This is a genomic window from Flavobacterium flavigenum (genome assembly GCF_027111255.2).
Lineage (GTDB): Bacteria > Bacteroidota > Bacteroidia > Flavobacteriales > Flavobacteriaceae > Flavobacterium > Flavobacterium flavigenum.
On sequence record NZ_CP114285.2, the window covers coordinates 3560281 to 3579807 of the forward strand.

Below are 19527 nucleotides of genomic sequence, written 5' to 3' on the forward strand. Positions count from 1 at the left end.
AAGTGACAAAAGAACGCATCATATTAGGTATTGACCCTGGAACCACAATTATGGGTTTTGGACTGATCAAAGTAACCAATAAAAAAATGGAATTTCTGCAATTGAATGAATTGCAGCTTTCCAAATACGATAATCATTACCAAAAACTGAAAATTATTTTCGAAAGAACTATCGAATTAATCGAAACACATCATCCGGATGAAATTGCAATTGAAGCTCCTTTCTTTGGTAAAAACGTCCAGTCGATGCTGAAATTAGGTCGTGCGCAAGGCGTTGCGATGGCAGCCGGACTTTCAAGGGATATTCCAATTACGGAATATGAACCTAAAAAAATAAAAATGGCGATTACCGGAAACGGAAACGCCAGCAAAGAACAAGTTGCCAAAATGCTGCAGCAGCTTTTAGGTTTAAAAGAATTACCCAAAAATTTGGATTCGACTGATGGTTTGGCGGCAGCTGTTTGTCATCATTTCAATTCAGGAAAAGTAGTGGCCGGAAAAAGTTATTCTGGCTGGGATGCTTTTGTCAAGCAAAATGAGGATAAGATAAGAAAATAAGTATATTTGCCGAAATTAACATAATCTTTAACTAATGACAAAACTTAAATTTATTGCGTTTATTTTATTTGCAACACTTATTTCTTCATGCTCTTCTGATGACAACGGTGATAACCAATCAGGAGACTCTTATTTTAAATTTACTTATGATGGTAAAGTGCAAAATGTAAAAACCTGGGAAGCCATTAAATTAGGTGATTTAATAGAAGTCACAGGACAGTCCGCAGATGGAGGAGTGGGAATCGATTTTAAATTCAATATTTATGGAAATTTATATGAAGCTTTTACCTACGGAACTGCTATTACAAGTAATATCCCTTTCTTGGAGGCTTCAGAACATTTTACATCTAATACTTTTACATTCACTTTAGAAAATTTGAATACGACAAACAAAACAATTCAGGTAAAATTTTCTGGAAAGGTTTATGATGATCCATATGATCATGAATCAGATTATATTAATGTAAGTGGATCATTTAAGGTTTCATATAAAGATGATCCATCATCATCTCTTGAAGGATATGGGACTTTTGCAAAAATAGACGGAAAAGACTGGCATGGTTTATCTATGAGTAGTACAGTTGAAAATCAGGAAACAAAAATACTTTACGCAGAAAATGACAGTGAATATATAATTGGTATTGCTTTTCCTAAGTATGGAGCAAAAGCAGGAACTTTCTCTTTTACCAACAATAATTTTGCAAATAGAATTACTTTTCAAAAATATGATTTATCAACACATGAATTTATTGATTTTGATGTTTCAGGAACCATAACTTTTACCACTATTAATGATTCTTACGCAGCTGGAACATTTAGCCTGACAGCAACAAATCCATTAACCAAAACGAAAATAATAATTTCAAACGGTAATTTTAAAGAAGGACTTTAGTGAAAAAAACATAATTTAGTATTGATTATTGAAGAGCAAGATTTAACTTGCTCTTTTTTATTATGTCAGGAATCTACATTCACATACCATTTTGCAAACAAGCTTGTCATTACTGCGACTTTCATTTTTCGACTTCGATGAAAAAGAAAGATGATATGGTTTTTGCATTGGCCAAAGAAATTGGTATGCGAAAAAATGAATTTGAGAATGAAATTGTAGAAACGATTTATTTTGGCGGAGGAACACCTTCAGTTTTAAGTAATGAAGAAATAAATTTTTTGATTTCTGAAGTTTATAAGAATTACAAGGTCATCGAAAATCCTGAAATCACTCAGGAAGCCAATCCGGATGATTTGTCTTTGGAACGGATTTTAGAATTATCTAAAAGTCCGATAAACCGCTTAAGTATCGGAATTCAGTCTTTTTATGAAGAAGATTTAAAAATGATGAACCGCGCTCATAATTCGGCAGAAGCCAAAAAATGTCTGGAAGAAGCGATTAAGTATTTCGACAATATTTCGCTCGATTTAATTTATGGAATTCCAGGAATGACTGACGAAATGTGGAAACAAAATATTCAGACCGCTCTGGATTTTGGTATTCCGCATATTTCGAGTTACGCTTTGACAGTTGAGCCAAAAACAGCTTTGAGCAAGCTAATTCAAACTGGAAAAATTGCAGAACCTCAGGATGAAGCTGCTTCAAATCATTTTATGATTTTAGTTGAAATGCTTCAGAAAAATGGTTTCATTCATTATGAATTATCCAATTTTGGAAAAGAAAATTATTTCTCTAAAAACAATTCAGCTTACTGGCTCGGGAAAAAATATATCGGAATCGGACCTTCTGCACATAGCTATGACGGTGAAAAAAGAGGCTGGAATATCGCTAATAATTCGCTTTACCTAAAATCAATTCAGGAAAATAAACTTCCCATAGAAACTGAAATTCTGAATACATCTGATCGTTATAATGAATATATTATGACAGGATTACGAACGATTTGGGGTGTTTCTTTGGAAAGAATTGAAAATGAGTTTGGATTGGAATATCTAAATTATCTTCAAAAACAATCTCAAAAGTTCTTAAATGATGATTTACTTTCAATAGAAAATAACATACTGAAACCCACTCTAAAAGGAAAATTTTTAGCGGATGGAATTGCTTCAGATTTATTTTATCTAAATTTGTAAGAGTAAATGAAACGCTGATTAAATTCGTAATATCCGCGTTATAATAGCTGTAAAACTTGTTCAAAATGATTGCAATTATTGAAGATAAATATCAAATTGACCTTTTGAAACCCATTGATATCTCAATTCCTTTAACGAATACAGATGAAAACCCAATTGCATGGTATATAGAAAAGCCGGTTATTGAACCCGTAGTTTTTGGAGACTGGATCGGCAAAGTTTCTGAAGGAAAATCATCGACTAATTTCAATAATATTTTCTTTAATCCGCATGGGCATGGTACGCATACGGAATGTTTAGGGCATATTACAAATGATTTTTACAGTATAAACCAATCTTTAAAAAAGTTTTTCTTTTTTGCCAGACTGATTACCATCGAACCTGAAAAAATTGAGGAAGATTTTGTGATTACAAAAGAGCAGGTTTCAAATGCTCTCAATAGTTCAGATTTTTCAAAAACAGAAGCAATTATTATTAGAACGCTTCCTAATCAAAAAGATAAAAAATCAAGAAAGTATTCGAATACAAATCCACCCTATTTGTCTGAAGATGCAGCGGTTTTTATCCGCGAAAGCGAAATTCAGCATCTTTTAATTGATTTGCCAAGTGTTGACCGTGAGCATGATGAAGGAAAATTGTTGGCGCATAAAGCTTTTTGGAATGTTAAGGACACACATAATTTAAACAGCGATGCACGTTTTGAAACGACAATCACAGAAATGATTTTTGTGCCAAACGAAATCCAGGACGGAAATTATCTTTTAAACATACAAATTACTTCTTTTGAAAACGATGCAAGCCCGAGTAAACCGGTTTTGTATGCATTGGAAACTTTTGATAAATAATTTTCAATTCAGTTTTGATTAGGTTATATTTACTAAAGCCAAATTAGTTAACATTGAAAGCATCAAAGAAACAGAGTTCATATTCGGCCAGTAATTATTTTGCTGGAATATGTCCTTTTTTGGTGTTTTTTGTTTTGAGTTCTACAAAATTATTCAGCCAGGACGAAACAAAAAAAGACACCTTAAATTTTATTTATTACTCGGATAAAATAATGGTAAGAACAAATCTCAGTACCCAGACAGATGCCTATTTTTTAGACAATGCAAACGGACCTGATTTGGATTTGCAAACTAATAACAGTTATAAGCTGTTTCTAAGTATTGATTATAAATTTATCGGTTTTAGTTATGGTTTTTATCCTAATTTTTTTGGAGGAAATAACGATGAAGATTTAAAAGGAAAATCTTCTTTTTCAGATTATAATTTCCGCTTCTTTTTTGGCAGATGGATTCAAACAGCTCAATTTAGCAAAACAAAAGGTTATTATGTAGCCAATATGACTGATTTTGTACCTGATTGGCAGCAAGATAAAGACCTGTATATTCAGTTCCCGGATTTCAAAATCCTGCAATACGAGATGTCAACTTCGTATCTGTTTAATCCTAAATTTTCCCTTAAAAGCACAACTTCCTTTACCGAATGGGAAGAAAAGAGTGCCGGCAGTTTTATACCGTCATTGATTTATTCATACAACAGGATTACTTCGAAAACAGAAACTCTGGATGGTAAACAAAAAGAGTTTGACATCCGTTTGGCTGCAGGGTATCATTATAATTTCATCATTCATAAAAACTTTTATATTGCACCACATTTAGCTCCTTCTATTGGAGTTAAATTTTTAAAGGATAAAAGTATTAGTTCGGGAGTTGAAACTATCGAAAATGAAACCTATTTCACCCAAAATCTCGAAGGAGGGCTAAAAATGGGTTTTAACAGCGATCGTATACTTTTTGGAGCAAGTTTAAATTTTAACAGCAGTTCTTATAATGAAGATAAAGCTACTGCTGTGACCAATGACAAAGTCTACGGGTTACTGTATTTTGGTTATCGTTTTGATGCTCCGGAATTTATAAGTAAGCCAGTTGAAAAAGTTGGCGAAAAAATGAAAATGTAATACCCAATAGCCTTAAAAATTGTTTAAAAAGATATAATATTTCCCATGCCATGAACCAAATTACGGTCTCTATAGATAAAAGCAAACTTGATATTTTGTTTATTCAAAATTTTCTAAAAGATATTTACTGGGCTGCCGGACGGACTATTGAAGAAGTACAGACTACAATTGATGCGTCGGTTTGTTTTGGAATTTATTTGAATGAAAAACAAGTTGGTTTTGCAAGGGTAATTACTGATTATGTTGTTTTTGGCTATGTAATGGATGTTTTTATTGCAGAAGAATATCGTGGAAAAGGATACTCTTCCATTTTAATTCAGCATATGATGAATGAACCATTGCTGAAAGATATTAAAATCTGGCGTCTGGCAACAACAGACGCACATTTTTTATATGAAAAATTCGGATTTTCTAAACTGAGTCATCCTGAAAAAATGATGGAAAAAATACTATGATGAATACAATTGTTAAACTCGAAGAAACGGCTTTATTTATTTTCGGAATCTATTTATTCAGTCTTTTAAGTTTTGAATGGTGGTGGTTTTTGGTTTTGATTTTAGCCCCCGATTTATCGATGCTGGGATATTTATTTGGAAATAAAAGCGGAGCGTTTTTTTATAATGTGTTTCATCATAAAGGAATTGCCATTTTATTTTATATTTTCGGAGCATATTTTAAAATTGAAGTTCTGCAATTAGCAGGAGTTATTTTGCTGTCACATTCTGCAATGGATCGTATTTTTGGTTATGGCCTTAAATATGAAAAAGGTTTTAAATACACTCATTTGGGTGAAATTGGTAAATAAACAATTATGAATTTAGAAACATTTTACGAATATTGCCTTTCGAAAAAAGGTGTCAGTGAACATTTTCCTTTTGATGAAGATACTTTGGTATTTAAAGTAGGCGGAAAAATGTTTGCTTTGTCATCTTTATCACAATGGGAAAACAATCAACCCTCTGTCAATTTAAAGTGTGATCCGGAGCGTGCTCAGGAATTAAGGGCAGAATATGATGAAATAAAACCGGGATTTCATATGAGTAAAGTTCATTGGAATACAGTTTCGTTAAACGGAAATTTACCGGCTGCTTTTATCAAAGAACTCATAGATCATTCGTATGAATTGGTTTTCAAAAGTTTGACAAAGAAAATTCAGAATGAAATTATTGATCCGAGGTAAAATTTTTACTGAACAGGCGGAGCAATTAGAAAATTAGGCATTACATTTGTAAGGAATGTCAAAAACATAACACTCAATTAATTTGCAACTTAGTAGTTTATAGAATATGAAAGAACAATTTAAAAAATTTCTGAACGAAGAGCAAGATCCTAAAGCGATTGAAAAAATTACTTCAAAACTCAATGATTTATTGATGAAAGGAGAGGAAGTAGGATATATTGCAGTTCAAAAAAAACCTGCAATTACTGTTTTTCCGGATAGTATTGTATTAACGAATAAAAGAATTATTATTTGTAAACCTAAAAATCTGGGTCTTTCAATGGATTTTACAGATTATACCTGGGATGATGTTGCGGGAGCTTTTGTAAAAGAAAATATTCTGGGTTCAGAATTTTCTTTTAATACCAATACTGATTTGTCAATTTCAATTGATTATATTCCAAAAATCCAGGCCAGAAAAATATATACATACGCAAAAGAACAATTGGATTTACTTAAAAATCCGGTGACTATAGCAGCTCCGGTTTCAGAAACTATTCAGGCAGAAGAGCCAGAGGATACAGTTGAAGAAATTGAAACAGAAGAAGTAACTAATTTTGCAGAAATTTTACCGGCAGCTCCGTCTTACACAGAGACTTTCGAACCAATTCAACAAACTCAGTCAACAGGTGAGCGTAAATTAAGTGAATTATCTAAAGAAGAGCTTTTTGATAAATTACAGAATTATAAAAAACTGCTGGATAATGGCTTAATTCTCCAGGGTGAATATGATAATTACAAAAAAGAAATTTTAAGTTATATGTAATAAAAAATCCGAAGTTCTAGACTGCACCTAAAAGTTTAGACAAATTTATAATTAATTTTGATAATGATGAGCTCGATATTGTATCGGGCTCATTTTGTTTAAATTTGACTTGATTCTTTCTCTATTGTAATAGATAATATAATTTTCGATATCTTGTTTTAATTGACTTATAGAACTGTACTTTTTAAGGTAAAACAATTCGGATAATATCCCGAAGAAGTTTTCTATAATCGCATTATCCAGACAATTCCCTTTTCTGGACATACTCTGTACGATTCCTTTTTTTTTCAATAAATGCTGGTATTGTTTCATTTGGTATTGCCAGCCTTGATCAGAATGTAAGGTCAAATTAGTATTGTTTGGTATTTTCTTAAATGCTTTTTTTAACATCACGACCACTTGACTAAATACGGGTCGTTCCGCTAGCTCATAACTGATAATTTCTTGGTTGAATAAGTCTATAATAGGCGATAAATATAGTTTTTTCCCTGATACATTAAACTCGGTTATGTCGGTTGCCCATTTTTTATTTGGAGCTTCTGATTTAAAATTGCGTTCCAAAATATTAGGTGCGATTTTGCCCTGTTCCCCTTTATATGATTTATATTTTTTTATTCTAATAATGCTTTTTAGCCCTAATAGCTTCATCAATCTGAAAACTGTTTTATGATTGATAGTTATCCCTTTATTGTTTAATTCGTCGGTAATTCTTCTATAGCCATAACGACCTTTGTGCTTGTGATAAATGGATTTTATAAATTCTTTTATAATTTGATACTTATCCACAGATTTGCTTTGTTTTTCATAGTAGTAAAAACTGCTACGTGCCATATTAGTACGATTCAAAAGTAAATCTAAATCATATAAATGCCTTAATTCCATTATGGCTTGCGCTTTTTGGCTGCTTCTTCGGCTTGAATTAAGGCTTGTAGCTTTTTTAGCAAATCGTTCTCACAGCGCAGGGCTTCAATTTCCAAGAGAAGTTCTTCTTCCCTGGATAATGGCTTGTCTGATTTGCGTTTTTTACGTTTGAAATTGCTCATAGATTTGGGCCTGCCTTTGGGTTTTGGTTGTAATGCTTCAACTCCAAAGTTAGCAAAATCTTTTTGCCATTTTAACAGAATAGATGCATCGGCAATATTAAACTTCACCGAGGTCTCGCGTAAGGAAAGTGATTCTTTTTTAATGGCTTTTAGAACCTTTAACTTAAAATCAACCGTATAATTATGATTCCTTCTAGGTAATAAGCCCTCTTTGCCGTATGCTTTATAAAAAGCTACCCATTTACGGATATTGGACTCGTCCAAACCCTTCAATCTTGAAACATACACGTTCGAATAATGTTTCTTTAAAACTAATTCTACACATTCTAACTTAAATGCATAATTGAATTTTACTTTTCTGTCCATAAAAAATACCCCAAATAGTGTCTAACTTTTTGGGGCATGTTCATTGAACTTCGGATTTTTTATTTAATTTTTTAGATTGCCTACCATTCATTAACTTTATTGGCATCCATTTTTAAGAATATAAAAAGTAAAATGGTGAATCCCCATAAACCAGATCCTCCATAAGAAAAGAAAGGCAGAGGTACACCAATTGTTGGGAAAATACCAACTACCATGGCAATGTTTACAAAAAAGTGAATGAATAAAATTCCGGCAACACAATATCCGTATACTCTGCTAAATTTTGTTTTTTGTCTTTCAGCTAAATAAATAATTCTTAAAAGTAATCCGGCAAATAATGCAATAACAATAAAGGAGCCAACAAATCCCCATTCTTCGCCTACAGTTGTAAATATGTAATCAGTGTGCTGTTCTGGTACAAAACCACCTTTTGTCTGTGTCCCCTCTAAAAAACCTTTTCCTGTCCAGCCTCCTGATCCTATAGCAATCTCAGATTGGTTAGTATTGTATCCGATACCTTTCATATCGACTGTTTTTCCTAGTAATATATTGAAACGATCTCTGTGATGTTGTTTAAAAACATGATCAAAAACATAATCAACTGAAAAAACAAATGCTGAAATAATGGCCAGGAGTATACTGCTTAAAATAATATTACGGTCAACAGCTCTTCCTTTAAAATGTATAATAGCCAATACTGCGAACGCAATTAAAATGACAACATAAGGTTCTAAAATGAGTGTTAGTACAAATAAAAGTATGGTTATGAAACCGGTCCATACATACCAGGCAGGCAGTCCTTCCCGATATAAAACAATAATGAAAATACTATAAATTAAAGCACTCCCGGGATCCGGTTGCGGCAAGATCAAAATTACAGGCAGGAATATTATGGCAAGAGCCTGTATTTGACGATTGGTTTCCTTAAGATTAATTTGTGTGTCGCTCAGGTATTTGGCTAAGGCCAATGAAGTAGCTGCTTTCGCAAATTCTGATGGCTGAAGTGTAAAGCTTCCGATAGCGTACCAGCATCTTTGTCCTGCAATTGTTTTTCCAAAGAGAAACAGTCCGGCCAGCGATAATAATGCAACTCCAAAGATGATACTGGCATATTTTTCATAGAATTTACCGTCAACGAATAAAACAACGAAAATTAAAGGAATGGTACAGCCAATAAATATTAACTGCTTTTCATAAGTTCCTTCTGTAGAAGATAAGGAAGACGAATATATGTTTAACCACCCCAGAATCACCAGAATACTGTAAATGATAACGCTTATCCAATCAATATTTTTTTTTACACTTTGATTTTTCATTTTAAATGAATCCCTTATTAATTTCGTTTGATGGAATCAGCTTTGGTTTTTGGAATTATTCTTTTGCTTTTTGCAATTGAGTCTTTTCGTTTAATTTCTAACTTAGCAACATTTGCAATAGAATCCTTTATTCGTATTTCTTTTTTAACACTTTCTGAAAGTCCGCCTAATTTTGCATATTCGCTTTGAAGGCTTTTGTTTAAAACCCTGACTTCTAAATCCGTTCTGGAAATTTTCTTTTTTAAATATTTTTCTATCATTAAACTCGCAATAGGTCCGGCAATCGAAGCTCCAAAACCACCATTTTCAATCATAATTGCAATCGCAATTTTTGGATTGTCTTTTGGTGCAAATGCAACAAATATAGAGTGATCTTCAAGCTGAACTCTTTTACCGTCAATCTTCGCAAAATTTTCAGCCGTACCTGTTTTTCCACAGATGTCTATGCCTTCAACTTTTAATCTGCTTGCTGTTCCCATATTATAAACATCAAATAAACCGCTTATGATTGGAGGGAAATATTTTTTATCAATCGATGTTGTGTGTTTTGTTGTAAATTTTGAATCGATGCTTTTGCCTTCAATCTTTTTTATGATGTGAGGGGTGTAATAATAGCCCTGATTCGCAATTGTAGCCATCATATTTGCCAGCTGAATTGGTGTCATTACAACTTCTCCCTGCCCGATAGCATTTGAAACAATAGCAGTACTTTTCCATCCTCCGTTAGGATACATTTTTTTGTATGTTTTAGAAGTTGGAATTTTCCCTCTCTTACCAGTTGGTAAATCGTAACCCATAAATTCACCTAGCCCAAAACTTTTAAGGTGATTACTCCACACATCTACTGCAGCAGCAGGTTTTGTGTATTTATTAATTGTTCGCATGTAAGAAGTTGCGAAAAAAGTGTTGCATGATTGGTAAATAGCTCTGTGTAATTGCAATTGGCCTCCACTGCAGTGACATCTCATAAATCGCCCTCTTGCATAACTGAAACCATGATGACAGGTAACAGAAAAATTTTCATCAATTACACCCTCTTGTAAAGCGACCAGACCTGTTAATATTTTAAAAGGGGAACCGGGTGGGTATTCCGCCAAAAGTCCTCTGTCATATAACGGTTTAGCTATTGAATCACGATATAAAAGTGTGTAATTCTTAGAGCGCTTTCTTCCAACTAAGATTCCCGGATCGTATGACGGAGCGGTTACGAGTGCTAAAATTTCACCCGAGCTAGGCTCAAGAGCAACGATACCGCCTCTTTTATTGATCATCAATTCTTCACCATATTTTTGAAGTGCAGCATCAATAGTTAAATTAATATCTTCTCCCTGAACAGCTATAGTATCATATTTTCCGTTTTTATAAGAACCAATTTCTCTGTTGTATTTGTCTTTTTGGATATATTTTACACCTTTTATACCTCTCAGGATTTCTTCGTAGCTTTCTTCAACGCCTTGCCTACCAATTAAATCACCACTATTGTAATAAGGGTTTTTTGCAATCTGTTTTTCGGTTACCTGTGTGATAAAACCAAAAATATTAGCACCACAATCAACTTCATAATCACGAAGAGAACGTTTTTGAAAATAAAAACCTTCATATTTTCTTATTTTCTCCTGAAAAGCTGCAAATTCTGTCTTGTTAAGCTGTGCTAAAAAAACAGATGGTAGTCTAGGGCTATACACCTTCGCTTTGGCTATTCTTTTATCGTATTCTTCCTTAGTAATATTTAATAGTTGGCAGAATTCAGCGATATTGAGATTATCTTTAATTTCTCTTGGAATCACCATGATATCATAAGATGACTGGTTTGCAACAAGCAGTTTTCCGTATCTGTCATAAATATACCCGCGTTCAGGGTAGTCATATTTTATTTTGATGGCATTATTTTCTGATTTCAGTTTGAAAGAATCATCAATAATCTGCAAATAAAATATCCTGATCACTAGCAAAGATGCTGCAATAATAATTAAAGTGGGCAGCAGGACTTTTCTCATCGTTTATTTGGCTTAATAAGATAAATGATTATGATAGAAATGAGTATTGTAAAAATCGAACTAAATAAAGCGCGGAGCAAAATATCCCAAATGAATTTAAATTGGAAAGCTTCCAGTATAAATAAAACTATATGATGTAAGAAAACAGAAACTAAAATAAATGAGAAACGCTCAGGCGTTAAGGATTCGTTTAGCTTGATAGTTTGATATTCATAACTCAATCCGAAAGAGAATTTGAAAATATAAGGTCTGTAATAAGCTAAAATAACACAGGCTGCTGCATGAATACCTCCTGAATTACAAAACATATCCATTGTAATACCCAATAAAAAACTCGAAATTATTAAACCGGATCGATTGCTGTTTACAGGGTACAAAATAATATATAAAATATACGGGTAAGGACTTATGTATCCTAAGAAATTCATGTTGTTAAAAATAACAATCTGAATTGCAAGTAACATAATAAATCGAAAAATATTGACTAACAGTGCGCTATTCATCTTTTTCCTTGTTTTTATTTTCTAAATTAATAAGTTCTTCCCTTCCCTTACTTTTAATAATATAAACATGTCCTAAATTAGTCATGTCGTTAAATAATTTGACATCAATGGTATAGAATGTTGTTTTTGTGTCTATATAATATTTATCAATTACACCAATATTTATATTTTCAGGAAAAATTACAGATTGTCCACCTGTAACAATAGTATCTCCTTTTCTAACAGAAGCCAGTCTCGGAACATCGGTTAATTGAACAGTCCCTGTACTTTTACCGTCCCAGGTCAAAGAACCAAAATGATTTGATTTTTTTAATTTTGCATTAATCTGAGATTTCATATTCAATATACTAATCACAGTAGAATAGTTAGGGGATGTATTGTCTACAATACCAATAATTCCTAAACTATTAATTACTCCCATATCTTGTTTAACACCTTCGTTTGATCCGGAATTTAATGTAATATAATTTTCGTGTGTGCTATACGAGTTATGAATTACTTTAGAGACAATAATATCCGCTGGCTTAACACCTTTAATACTGTCAATCATCGGTGCTTTTGTTGTGTCTTCTATGTTGAATAAAAGACTTTTTAATCTTGCGTTTTCAAGTACCAGTTCGTCATTTTCAGCTCTTAAATTCAAATACTCATTTACGCTGTTTATTTTTTCATAAACGCCACCACTAATAAAGTTAGCAGAGCTGATAGTCCTGCTTCTGTGAAATGAGTGAGATTGGATTGTGAGTGCCAACGAAATACCTAAAAGCAGCAAAAACAGCAAACGATTACTGTTTTTTATAATGAAATTAAAAATTTGCTGCATTTCTTGTTTGGTTATTTTGTTTCAGGATATGCTTTGAGTTCAAATTTTTTTAGAGTCAAATGATTTATAATTTAACTCTAAAAAATATTGATTCTTATCTTGTCTTATTTGATTAAGATACTTTTAAATTTTGCAATGTTTTTAAGTGCCATTCCCGTTCCGCGTACAACTGCTCTCAACGGATCTTCGGCAATGTAAACCGGTAAATCTGTTTTTTGAGAAATACGCTTGTCAAGACCTCTTAACATTGATCCTCCACCAGCTAAATAAATACCCGTATTGTAGATATCTGCTGCTAATTCTGGAGGAGTCTGAGATAATGTTTCCATTACTGCATCTTCGATACGCTGAATAGATTTGTCTAATGCTTTAGCGATCTCACGGTAAGAAACATCAACTTGTTTTGGCTTACCTGTAAGTAAGTCTCTACCTTGTACTGACATATCTTCTGGCGGTCCGTCAAGATCTTCGATAGCCGCTCCAATCTGGATTTTTATTTTCTCTGCAGTACTTTCTCCTACGAATAGGTTGTGTTGCGTACGCATGTAATATACAATATCATTTGTGAAAACGTCACCCGCAATTTTTACAGATTTGTCACAAACAATTCCGCCTAATGCAATTACAGCGATTTCTGTTGTACCACCTCCGATATCTACGATCATGTTACCTTTTGGCTGCATAATGTCGATACCAATACCAATTGCTGCTGCCATTGGTTCGTGAATCAAGTAAACTTCTTTTCCGTTTACACGCTCACAAGATTCTTTTACAGCACGCATCTCAACCTCAGTAATTCCAGATGGAATACAAACTACCATTCTCAATGCTGGAGTAAACATTCTCTTCTTTAATGCAGGAATACTTTTAATGAACATATTGATCATTTTTTCCGAAGCATCAAAATCGGCAATTACACCATCCTTCAAAGGCCTTATGGTCTTGATGTTTTCATGTGTTTTACCTTGCATCATGTTGGCCTCTTTACCAACAGCAATGATTTTGCCGGATACTCTATCGCGTGCTACGATAGAAGGGCTATCAATAACAACTTTATCATTATGAATGATTAAAGTGTTTGCGGTTCCAAGGTCTATCGCAATATCCTCGGTCATGAAATCAAAAAATCCCATAAGTTTTTTAGGGGTTTAAAATGTTATAAAATAATTTATCGAACAAAGTTAAACAAATTAATGTTTAAAATGACGTGTTCCTGTAAATACCATTGCAAGATTATTTTCGTTGCAATAATTTATGCTTAATTCGTCTTTTATTGAGCCTCCTGGTTGAATTACAGCAGTTATTCCTGCTTTTTTAGCTAATTCTACACAGTCAGGAAATGGGAAAAAGGCATCACTTGCCATTGAAGCACCATTTAAATCAAATCCAAAAGCTTTTGCTTTATCAACAGCCTGAATCAAAGCGTCAACTCTTGAAGTCTGACCTGTACCAGATGAAATCAATGTTCCGTTTTTAGCAAATACAATTGTGTTTGATTTTGTATTCTTGCAGATTTTAGAAGCAAAGATCAAATCTTCGATCTCCTGAGCAGTAGGTTCTGTAATTGTAACGGTTTTTAAATGCTCTTTATTATCCGTAATATTATTTCTGTCCTGAATTAACAATCCGTTAAGACAAGTTCTTACTTGACGAGATGGTAATTCAACCTCATTTTGAACTAAAATAATTCTGTTTTTCTTCTCTTGTAAAACCTCAATCGCGTCATTATCATAAGCTGGCGCAATTACAACTTCACAGAATAATTTATTGATTTCCTGAGCAGTTTCTAAATCAATTTTAACGTTTGAAATTAAAACTCCTCCAAAAGCAGAAGTCGGGTCGCATGCTAAAGCTGCTAAATAAGCTTCGCTGATTGTTTTTCTTGAGGCTAAACCACAAGCATTGTTGTGTTTTAGGATCGCAAATGTTGGTCCGTCTGTTTTAAATTCAGCAATTAAATTTACTGCAGCATCAACATCTAATAAATTGTTGTATGATAACTCTTTTCCGTGAACTTTTTTGAACATTGCATCGAAATCTCCAAAAAAGAATCCTTTTTGGTGAGGGTTTTCACCATATCTTAAAACTTGACCGTTTGCAATACTTTCTTTGTAAATCGTCTCGTCTGTATTGAAATAATTAAAAATAGCTCCGTCATAGTGAGATGAAACGTGAAACGCTTTTGTTGCAAACAATCTTCTGTTTTCTAAAGTTGTTGCCCCATCTTGCTCTGTAATCAAATCTAAAAGCAAGCTGTATTCGTTTACTGAAGCTACAATCACAGTGTCTTTGAAGTTTTTTGCACCTGCGCGGATTAATGAAATTCCGCCAATATCAATTTTTTCAATAATATCTTGTTCGCTTGCACCTGAAGCAACCGTTTTTTCAAAAGGATATAAATCAACAATCACTAAATCAATCTGAGGAATATCAAACTCTTTCATTTGCTCAACATCACTTTCGTTGTCCTGACGATTCAAAATACCTCCAAAAATTTTTGGGTGTAATGTTTTAACTCTTCCTCCAAGGATTTCAGGAAACGAAGTTATATCTTCAACAGGAACTACCGGAATACCAAGGTTTTTAATAAAATCTTCAGTACCGCCAGTTGAATAAAGTGTAACATTTTGCTTGTGTAATTTTCTAACGATTGGCTCTAATCCATCTTTCGAAAAAACAGATATTAATGCTGATTGTATTTTTTTAGTTGTGCTCATTGTGTAGTTATAATTTTCAGACTGCAAAAGTAGTTTTTTTTGATTATATATTTAAAGGAATTCTTGTAACATTATATTAAAAAAATCTACTGATGAGTTAGTTACCTTTTATTAGGTTTTTGATTTAAATTTATTGAATTTTACTTTATCGAAAAAACGAACATATGCTACTTTATCTTAGGTTATTAAAAGAAAGTCTTAGCTTTGCTGTTAATGCTTTACGAAATAATAAATTACGGACTTTATTGTCATTGTTAGGCGTAACTATTGGTATTTTTTCGATAATTGCTGTACTTGCCGCTGTTGATTCACTCGATCGGAAAATTTCAAAAGATCTGAGCAGCTTAGATAAAAATACAATTTATTTAATGAAATATAACTTTGGCCCATCTGAAATTCCACAATGGAAAAGAGAGCAGTTTCCAAATGTAAAATATGATGAATATATTGCCCTGAAAAATTCCCTAAATAATACCGATCAGGTAGGTTATCAGTTATTCGTAAATCGTGAAACTTTAAAATATGATTCGAAAACTGTTGCCGATGTAAATATGATTCCCTCTTCTTTCGAAATGGTTGATATTGACGGATTGAGTTTTGACAAAGGAAGATTTTATACTGAATCCGAATCGAATTCTGGAACTCCCGTAATTGTTTTAGGTTATGATATTGCCAACGGACTTTTTGGAGAAAGCGATCCTATTGGAAAAAATATTCGTTTATACGGACAGCGTTTTACGGTTATCGGAGTAATGACAAAACAAGGGGCAGGGTTTTTCGGGGACAGTAATGATACCTCGGTTTATTTTCCGGCTAATTTCCTGCGTAGAATGTACGGCGACAGCGATTCGATGACACCAGTAATTGTTTTAAAACCGGTAAAAGGTGTAGATATGGATGCTTATAAAGCAGAAGTTGCCCAAAAACTAAGAGCAATTCGCGGAATGAAAGCAGGGGAGATGGATAACTTTTTTATAAATGTACTTTCAGGCTTTACAGATTTTATTGATGGAATTCTCGGTCAGATGAATGTGGTAGGATGGATCATCAGCGGGTTTTCTCTTTTGGTAGGAGGTTTCGGAATCGCCAATATTATGTTTGTATCAGTAAAAGAAAGAACCAATTTAATAGGGATTCAGAAATCGCTGGGGGCTAAAAACCGATTCATATTATTTCAGTTTTTATTCGAGGCCATAATTCTTTCTGTAATCGGTGGGATCATTGGTTTACTTATGGTTTGGGGAATTGCGTTTGTTCTAACAAAAGCGCTTGATTTTGAATTTGTCTTAAGCGTTGGAAATATAATTTTAGGAACAACCCTGGCTGCTCTTATTGGATTAATTTCTGGAATCTTGCCAGCTATTTCGGCGGCAAATTTAGATCCTGTTGAGGCTATTCGGACGGGAATGTAGTTTTTAAGGTTTCGTTTTAATTTGAATTAGTGGTTTTACAAATTTAACTTCCTCAGGGAATTTAATTTTTGTTTTATCCCATTTAATATCATCTGAAGAATAATAAGATTCATCATTTCTCTTATATTTCAAAACAGTATCTTCTTCTTGGGTTGTTCTTCTTACAATACAGAAATCACGATCTCTGATAAAACACTTCAAGGATTTACGTAAATCAAAGAATATCTTCGATGTCAATGTGTCAGATTGTGATGCGATAAAAGTTGCATTTCGAAAGTTATCTTTATAATTCAATTTTATAAATTCATAAAGGTTTTTATTTGAAATTTCAATTAAATCTTTTGGTTGTAAATTTATAAAATAAGGAATAATGTCTGCATTTGGTGTTCCGCATATAAATCCTATTCCTTTATTTTGAAAGTAGTATGCTGTAGAATCAGTGTTTATAATAAAGGTATTTGTTCCATAGACTAGCCAGCCGGGAATAGGAAGGTTTGGAGGAATGGTATCGTTGCCGGTGATTTTTCCCTTACTTTCCTTAGAAATTATATAATGAATATTTTCTTTTTGATTTTCTTTCTTGCTACAATTCGAAAGAAATATACAAATAACGAAACTAATAAAAATTTTAGCCATGAAGAATAAGATTTAAAATTAAATATATAAAAAAATCTCACCTGCAATGAAGCGGATGAGATTTTAATATTTTTAGAAGTTTTAAAAACTATTTTCTAATGTCATTGTTCTGAATCAAATCAATATATAAGTTGATCTTATCTTTCAATTCTTTTCTTGGTGTAATAAAGTCAAGGAAACCGTGCTCTAAAAGAAACTCAGCAGTTTGGAAACCTTCCGGCAAATCTTTTCCTGTGGTATCACGTACAACACGCGGGCCAGCAAAACCAATCAAAGCGCCAGGCTCAGAGATGTTGATGTCTCCCAGCATAGCATATGATGCAGTTGTTCCTCCTGTAGTTGGGTCTGTACATAAAGAAATGTATGGTAAACCGGCTTCGGCAAGCTGAGCCAATTTTACAGACGTTTTAGCCAATTGCATTAAGGAATAAGCCGCTTCCATCATACGGGCTCCACCAGACTTGGAAATCATTACAAAAGGTAATTTGTTTTTGATCGCGTGATCAATACCTCTTGCGATTTTTTCACCTACAACTGCTCCCATAGATCCACCAATAAAGGCAAAATCCATACAGCAGATTACAAGTTCTCTTCCTTTAGATTTTCCTACTCCAGTACGAACAGCGTCTTTAAGGTGCGTTTTTTCCATTACATCTTTCAGTCTCTCAGCGTATTTTTTTGTATCCACAAAATGCAGAGGATCTTTTGATGTCATGTTTTTATCTAACTCAACAAATTCGTTGTTGTCGAATAAAATTTCAAAATAGGTTGCGCTTCCAATTCGAACGTGAAAATCATCTTCAGGGCTTACGAACAGATTTCTCGCTAATTCGTCAGCATCAATAATTTTTCCGGTAGGGGATTTGTACCACAATCCTTTCGGAACGTCCATCTTGTCTTCTGTAGCAGTCGTAATCCCTTTTTCCTGTCTTTTAAACCAAGCCATATTGAATGTTTTATTTGTTTGAGGTTTCAGATTTCAAGTTGCGAAACCTGAAGCCTGAAACTTTAAACTTGAAACTTTTTTATTATAGTGTATTCACGTTATTCAAATCTGCAAAAGCTTGCTCCAATCTTGCGTTGAATGTTACTTCGCTTTCACGAACCCATCTTCTTGGGTCATAATATTTTTTGTTTGGAGCATCCGGACCTTCTGGGTTACCAATTTGAGATTTCAAATAGTCAAGGTTTTTAACCATATAATCACGGATTCCTTCAGTATATGCGAACTGTAAGTCAGTATCAATATTCATTTTGATCACTCCGTAGCTAATTCCTTCTCTGATTTCTTCAAGTGTAGAACCTGAACCTCCGTGGAAAACGAAATCAACTGGATTATGTCCTGTATTGAATTTCTTTTGAACGAAATCCTGAGAATTTTTTAAGATTTTTGGAGTTAATTTTACGTTTCCTGGTTTGTAAACACCGTGAACGTTTCCAAAAGCAGCAGCAATTGTAAACTTAGGACTTACTTTAGATAATTCTTCGTAAGCGTAAGCTACTTCTTCTGGCTGCGTATATAATTTAGAGCTATCAACGTCAGAGTTGTCAACACCATCTTCTTCACCACCTGTAATACCAAGCTCGATTTCTAATGTCATTCCCATTTTGCTCATTCTTGCCAAATATTCTTTACAGATCTCAATGTTTTCTTCGATTGGCTCCTCAGACAAATCGATCATGTGAGAACTGAATAATGGTTTTCCTGTTTCTGCAAAATGTTTTTCAGATGCATCTAACAAACCATCGATCCAAGGCAATAATTTTTTTGCACAGTGGTCAGTATGTAAAATTACAGTTGCACCGTAAGCTTCTGCTAAAGTATGAATGTGTTTTGCTCCTGCAATACCACCTGCGATTGCCGCTTTTTCACCTGCATTCGATAATCCTTTTCCAGCATTGAATTGTGCTCCTCCATTAGAGAACTGAATGATAACCGGAGCGTTTAGTTTTGCTGCAGTTTCAAGAACGCCATTAATTGTGCTTGATCCGGTTACGTTTACTGCCGGAAGTGCAAATCCTTTTTCTTTTGCATAATTAAAGATTTCCTGAACCTGATCTCCTGTAGCTACTCCTGGTTTAATATTGTGTGCCATTGTAATTTTTTTTAGTTGTTTTTAGGTTTTT

21 protein-coding genes are annotated in these 19527 nt (G+C 33.5%); 10 read left to right on the forward strand and 11 right to left on the reverse strand.

Going from position 1 to position 19527, the window contains the following annotated elements; translation table 11 throughout:
• Window positions 1-2: 2 nt before the first annotated feature.
• The 9 genes from ruvC (at window position 3) to OZP09_RS14780 (ending at window position 6587) form a co-directional block, all read left to right on the forward strand.
• The gene (ruvC, locus tag OZP09_RS14740; RefSeq protein WP_031454255.1) at window positions 3-557 is read left to right on the forward strand and encodes a crossover junction endodeoxyribonuclease RuvC; all 555 of its coding nucleotides are present in this window, start codon (window positions 3-5) and stop codon (window positions 555-557) included.
• Window positions 558-591: 34 nt separating this feature from the next.
• Window positions 592-1449 (forward strand): hypothetical protein, encoded by an 858-nt coding sequence (locus OZP09_RS14745; RefSeq protein WP_269234492.1) that lies wholly within the window; start codon window positions 592-594, stop codon window positions 1447-1449.
• Window positions 1450-1511: 62 nt separating this feature from the next.
• A complete protein-coding gene (gene hemW / locus OZP09_RS14750) occupies window positions 1512-2642 on the forward strand; it encodes a radical SAM family heme chaperone HemW (protein ID WP_269234493.1) in 1131 nt (376 codons plus the stop codon).
• 65 nt (window positions 2643-2707) lie between these two features.
• Window positions 2708-3487, forward strand: a complete 780-nt coding sequence (locus OZP09_RS14755; RefSeq protein ID WP_269234494.1) for a cyclase family protein — start codon at window positions 2708-2710, stop codon at window positions 3485-3487.
• Between the two features lie 53 nt (window positions 3488-3540).
• Window positions 3541-4602 (forward strand): DUF4421 family protein, encoded by a 1062-nt coding sequence (locus OZP09_RS14760; RefSeq protein WP_269234495.1) that lies wholly within the window; start codon window positions 3541-3543, stop codon window positions 4600-4602.
• A gap of 50 nt (window positions 4603-4652) precedes the next feature.
• The gene (locus OZP09_RS14765) at window positions 4653-5057 is read left to right on the forward strand and encodes a GNAT family N-acetyltransferase (RefSeq protein ID WP_269234496.1); all 405 of its coding nucleotides are present in this window, start codon (window positions 4653-4655) and stop codon (window positions 5055-5057) included.
• Complete coding sequence (locus tag OZP09_RS14770) at window positions 5057-5407, forward strand: DUF4260 domain-containing protein (RefSeq protein ID WP_269237886.1); 351 nt, start codon at window positions 5057-5059, stop codon at window positions 5405-5407. The genes OZP09_RS14765 and OZP09_RS14770 overlap by 1 nt, the downstream gene beginning before the upstream one ends.
• Window positions 5408-5413: 6 nt before the next feature.
• Window positions 5414-5782: an MmcQ/YjbR family DNA-binding protein gene (locus OZP09_RS14775; RefSeq protein ID WP_269234498.1), complete on the forward strand. Its 369-nt coding sequence runs from the start codon at window positions 5414-5416 to the stop codon at window positions 5780-5782.
• A gap of 106 nt (window positions 5783-5888) precedes the next feature.
• Window positions 5889-6587 (forward strand): PH domain-containing protein, encoded by a 699-nt coding sequence (locus OZP09_RS14780; protein ID WP_269234499.1) that lies wholly within the window; start codon window positions 5889-5891, stop codon window positions 6585-6587.
• A 51-nt stretch (window positions 6588-6638) separates the two neighbouring features.
• Here OZP09_RS14780 and OZP09_RS14785 read toward each other — a convergent pair whose 3' ends face one another.
• The 8 genes from OZP09_RS14785 to purH form a co-directional block, all read right to left on the reverse strand.
• Entirely contained in the window at window positions 6639-7469 is an 831-nt protein-coding gene (locus tag OZP09_RS14785) for an IS3 family transposase (RefSeq protein WP_281309590.1), read from the reverse strand.
• A complete protein-coding gene (locus tag OZP09_RS14790; RefSeq protein ID WP_269234501.1) occupies window positions 7469-7996 on the reverse strand; it encodes a helix-turn-helix domain-containing protein in 528 nt (175 codons plus the stop codon). The genes OZP09_RS14785 and OZP09_RS14790 overlap by 1 nt, the downstream gene beginning before the upstream one ends.
• A gap of 80 nt (window positions 7997-8076) precedes the next feature.
• On the reverse strand, window positions 8077-9312 hold the full coding sequence (gene rodA / locus OZP09_RS14795) for a rod shape-determining protein RodA (protein ID WP_223679246.1): 1236 nt from the start codon (window positions 9310-9312) through the stop codon (window positions 8077-8079).
• A gap of 17 nt (window positions 9313-9329) precedes the next feature.
• Complete coding sequence (gene mrdA / locus OZP09_RS14800) at window positions 9330-11309, reverse strand: penicillin-binding protein 2 (RefSeq protein WP_269234502.1); 1980 nt, start codon at window positions 11307-11309, stop codon at window positions 9330-9332.
• A complete protein-coding gene (locus OZP09_RS14805) occupies window positions 11306-11812 on the reverse strand; it encodes a rod shape-determining protein MreD (protein WP_269234503.1) in 507 nt (168 codons plus the stop codon). Before OZP09_RS14805 ends, mrdA begins: the two co-directional genes overlap by 4 nt.
• The gene (gene mreC / locus OZP09_RS14810; protein WP_269234504.1) at window positions 11805-12635 is read right to left on the reverse strand and encodes a rod shape-determining protein MreC; all 831 of its coding nucleotides are present in this window, start codon (window positions 12633-12635) and stop codon (window positions 11805-11807) included. Before mreC ends, OZP09_RS14805 begins: the two co-directional genes overlap by 8 nt.
• A 104-nt stretch (window positions 12636-12739) precedes the next feature.
• Window positions 12740-13768 carry a rod shape-determining protein gene (locus OZP09_RS14815; protein WP_008466528.1) on the reverse strand — a complete coding sequence of 343 codons (1029 nt, stop codon included), beginning with the start codon at window positions 13766-13768 and terminating at the stop codon, window positions 12740-12742.
• Between the two features lie 57 nt (window positions 13769-13825).
• Window positions 13826-15352, reverse strand: coding sequence for a bifunctional phosphoribosylaminoimidazolecarboxamide formyltransferase/IMP cyclohydrolase (purH, locus tag OZP09_RS14820; RefSeq protein WP_269234507.1), 1527 nt, complete (start codon window positions 15350-15352; stop codon window positions 13826-13828).
• Window positions 15353-15516: 164 nt separating this feature from the next.
• On the opposite strand from purH, the gene OZP09_RS14825 reads away from it, so the two are divergent.
• Window positions 15517-16764 (forward strand): ABC transporter permease, encoded by a 1248-nt coding sequence (locus OZP09_RS14825; protein WP_269234508.1) that lies wholly within the window; start codon window positions 15517-15519, stop codon window positions 16762-16764.
• A gap of 3 nt (window positions 16765-16767) precedes the next feature.
• On the opposite strand, the gene OZP09_RS14830 is transcribed toward OZP09_RS14825, so the two are convergent.
• The 3 genes from OZP09_RS14830 to fbaA form a co-directional block, all read right to left on the reverse strand.
• Complete coding sequence (locus OZP09_RS14830) at window positions 16768-17400, reverse strand: hypothetical protein (protein ID WP_269234509.1); 633 nt, start codon at window positions 17398-17400, stop codon at window positions 16768-16770.
• An 88-nt stretch (window positions 17401-17488) separates the two neighbouring features.
• A complete protein-coding gene (accD, locus tag OZP09_RS14835) occupies window positions 17489-18346 on the reverse strand; it encodes an acetyl-CoA carboxylase, carboxyltransferase subunit beta (protein ID WP_163392113.1) in 858 nt (285 codons plus the stop codon).
• Between the two features lie 82 nt (window positions 18347-18428).
• Entirely contained in the window at window positions 18429-19496 is a 1068-nt protein-coding gene (gene fbaA / locus OZP09_RS14840; protein WP_207297995.1) for a class II fructose-bisphosphate aldolase, read from the reverse strand.
• Window positions 19497-19527: the final 31 nt, after the last annotated feature.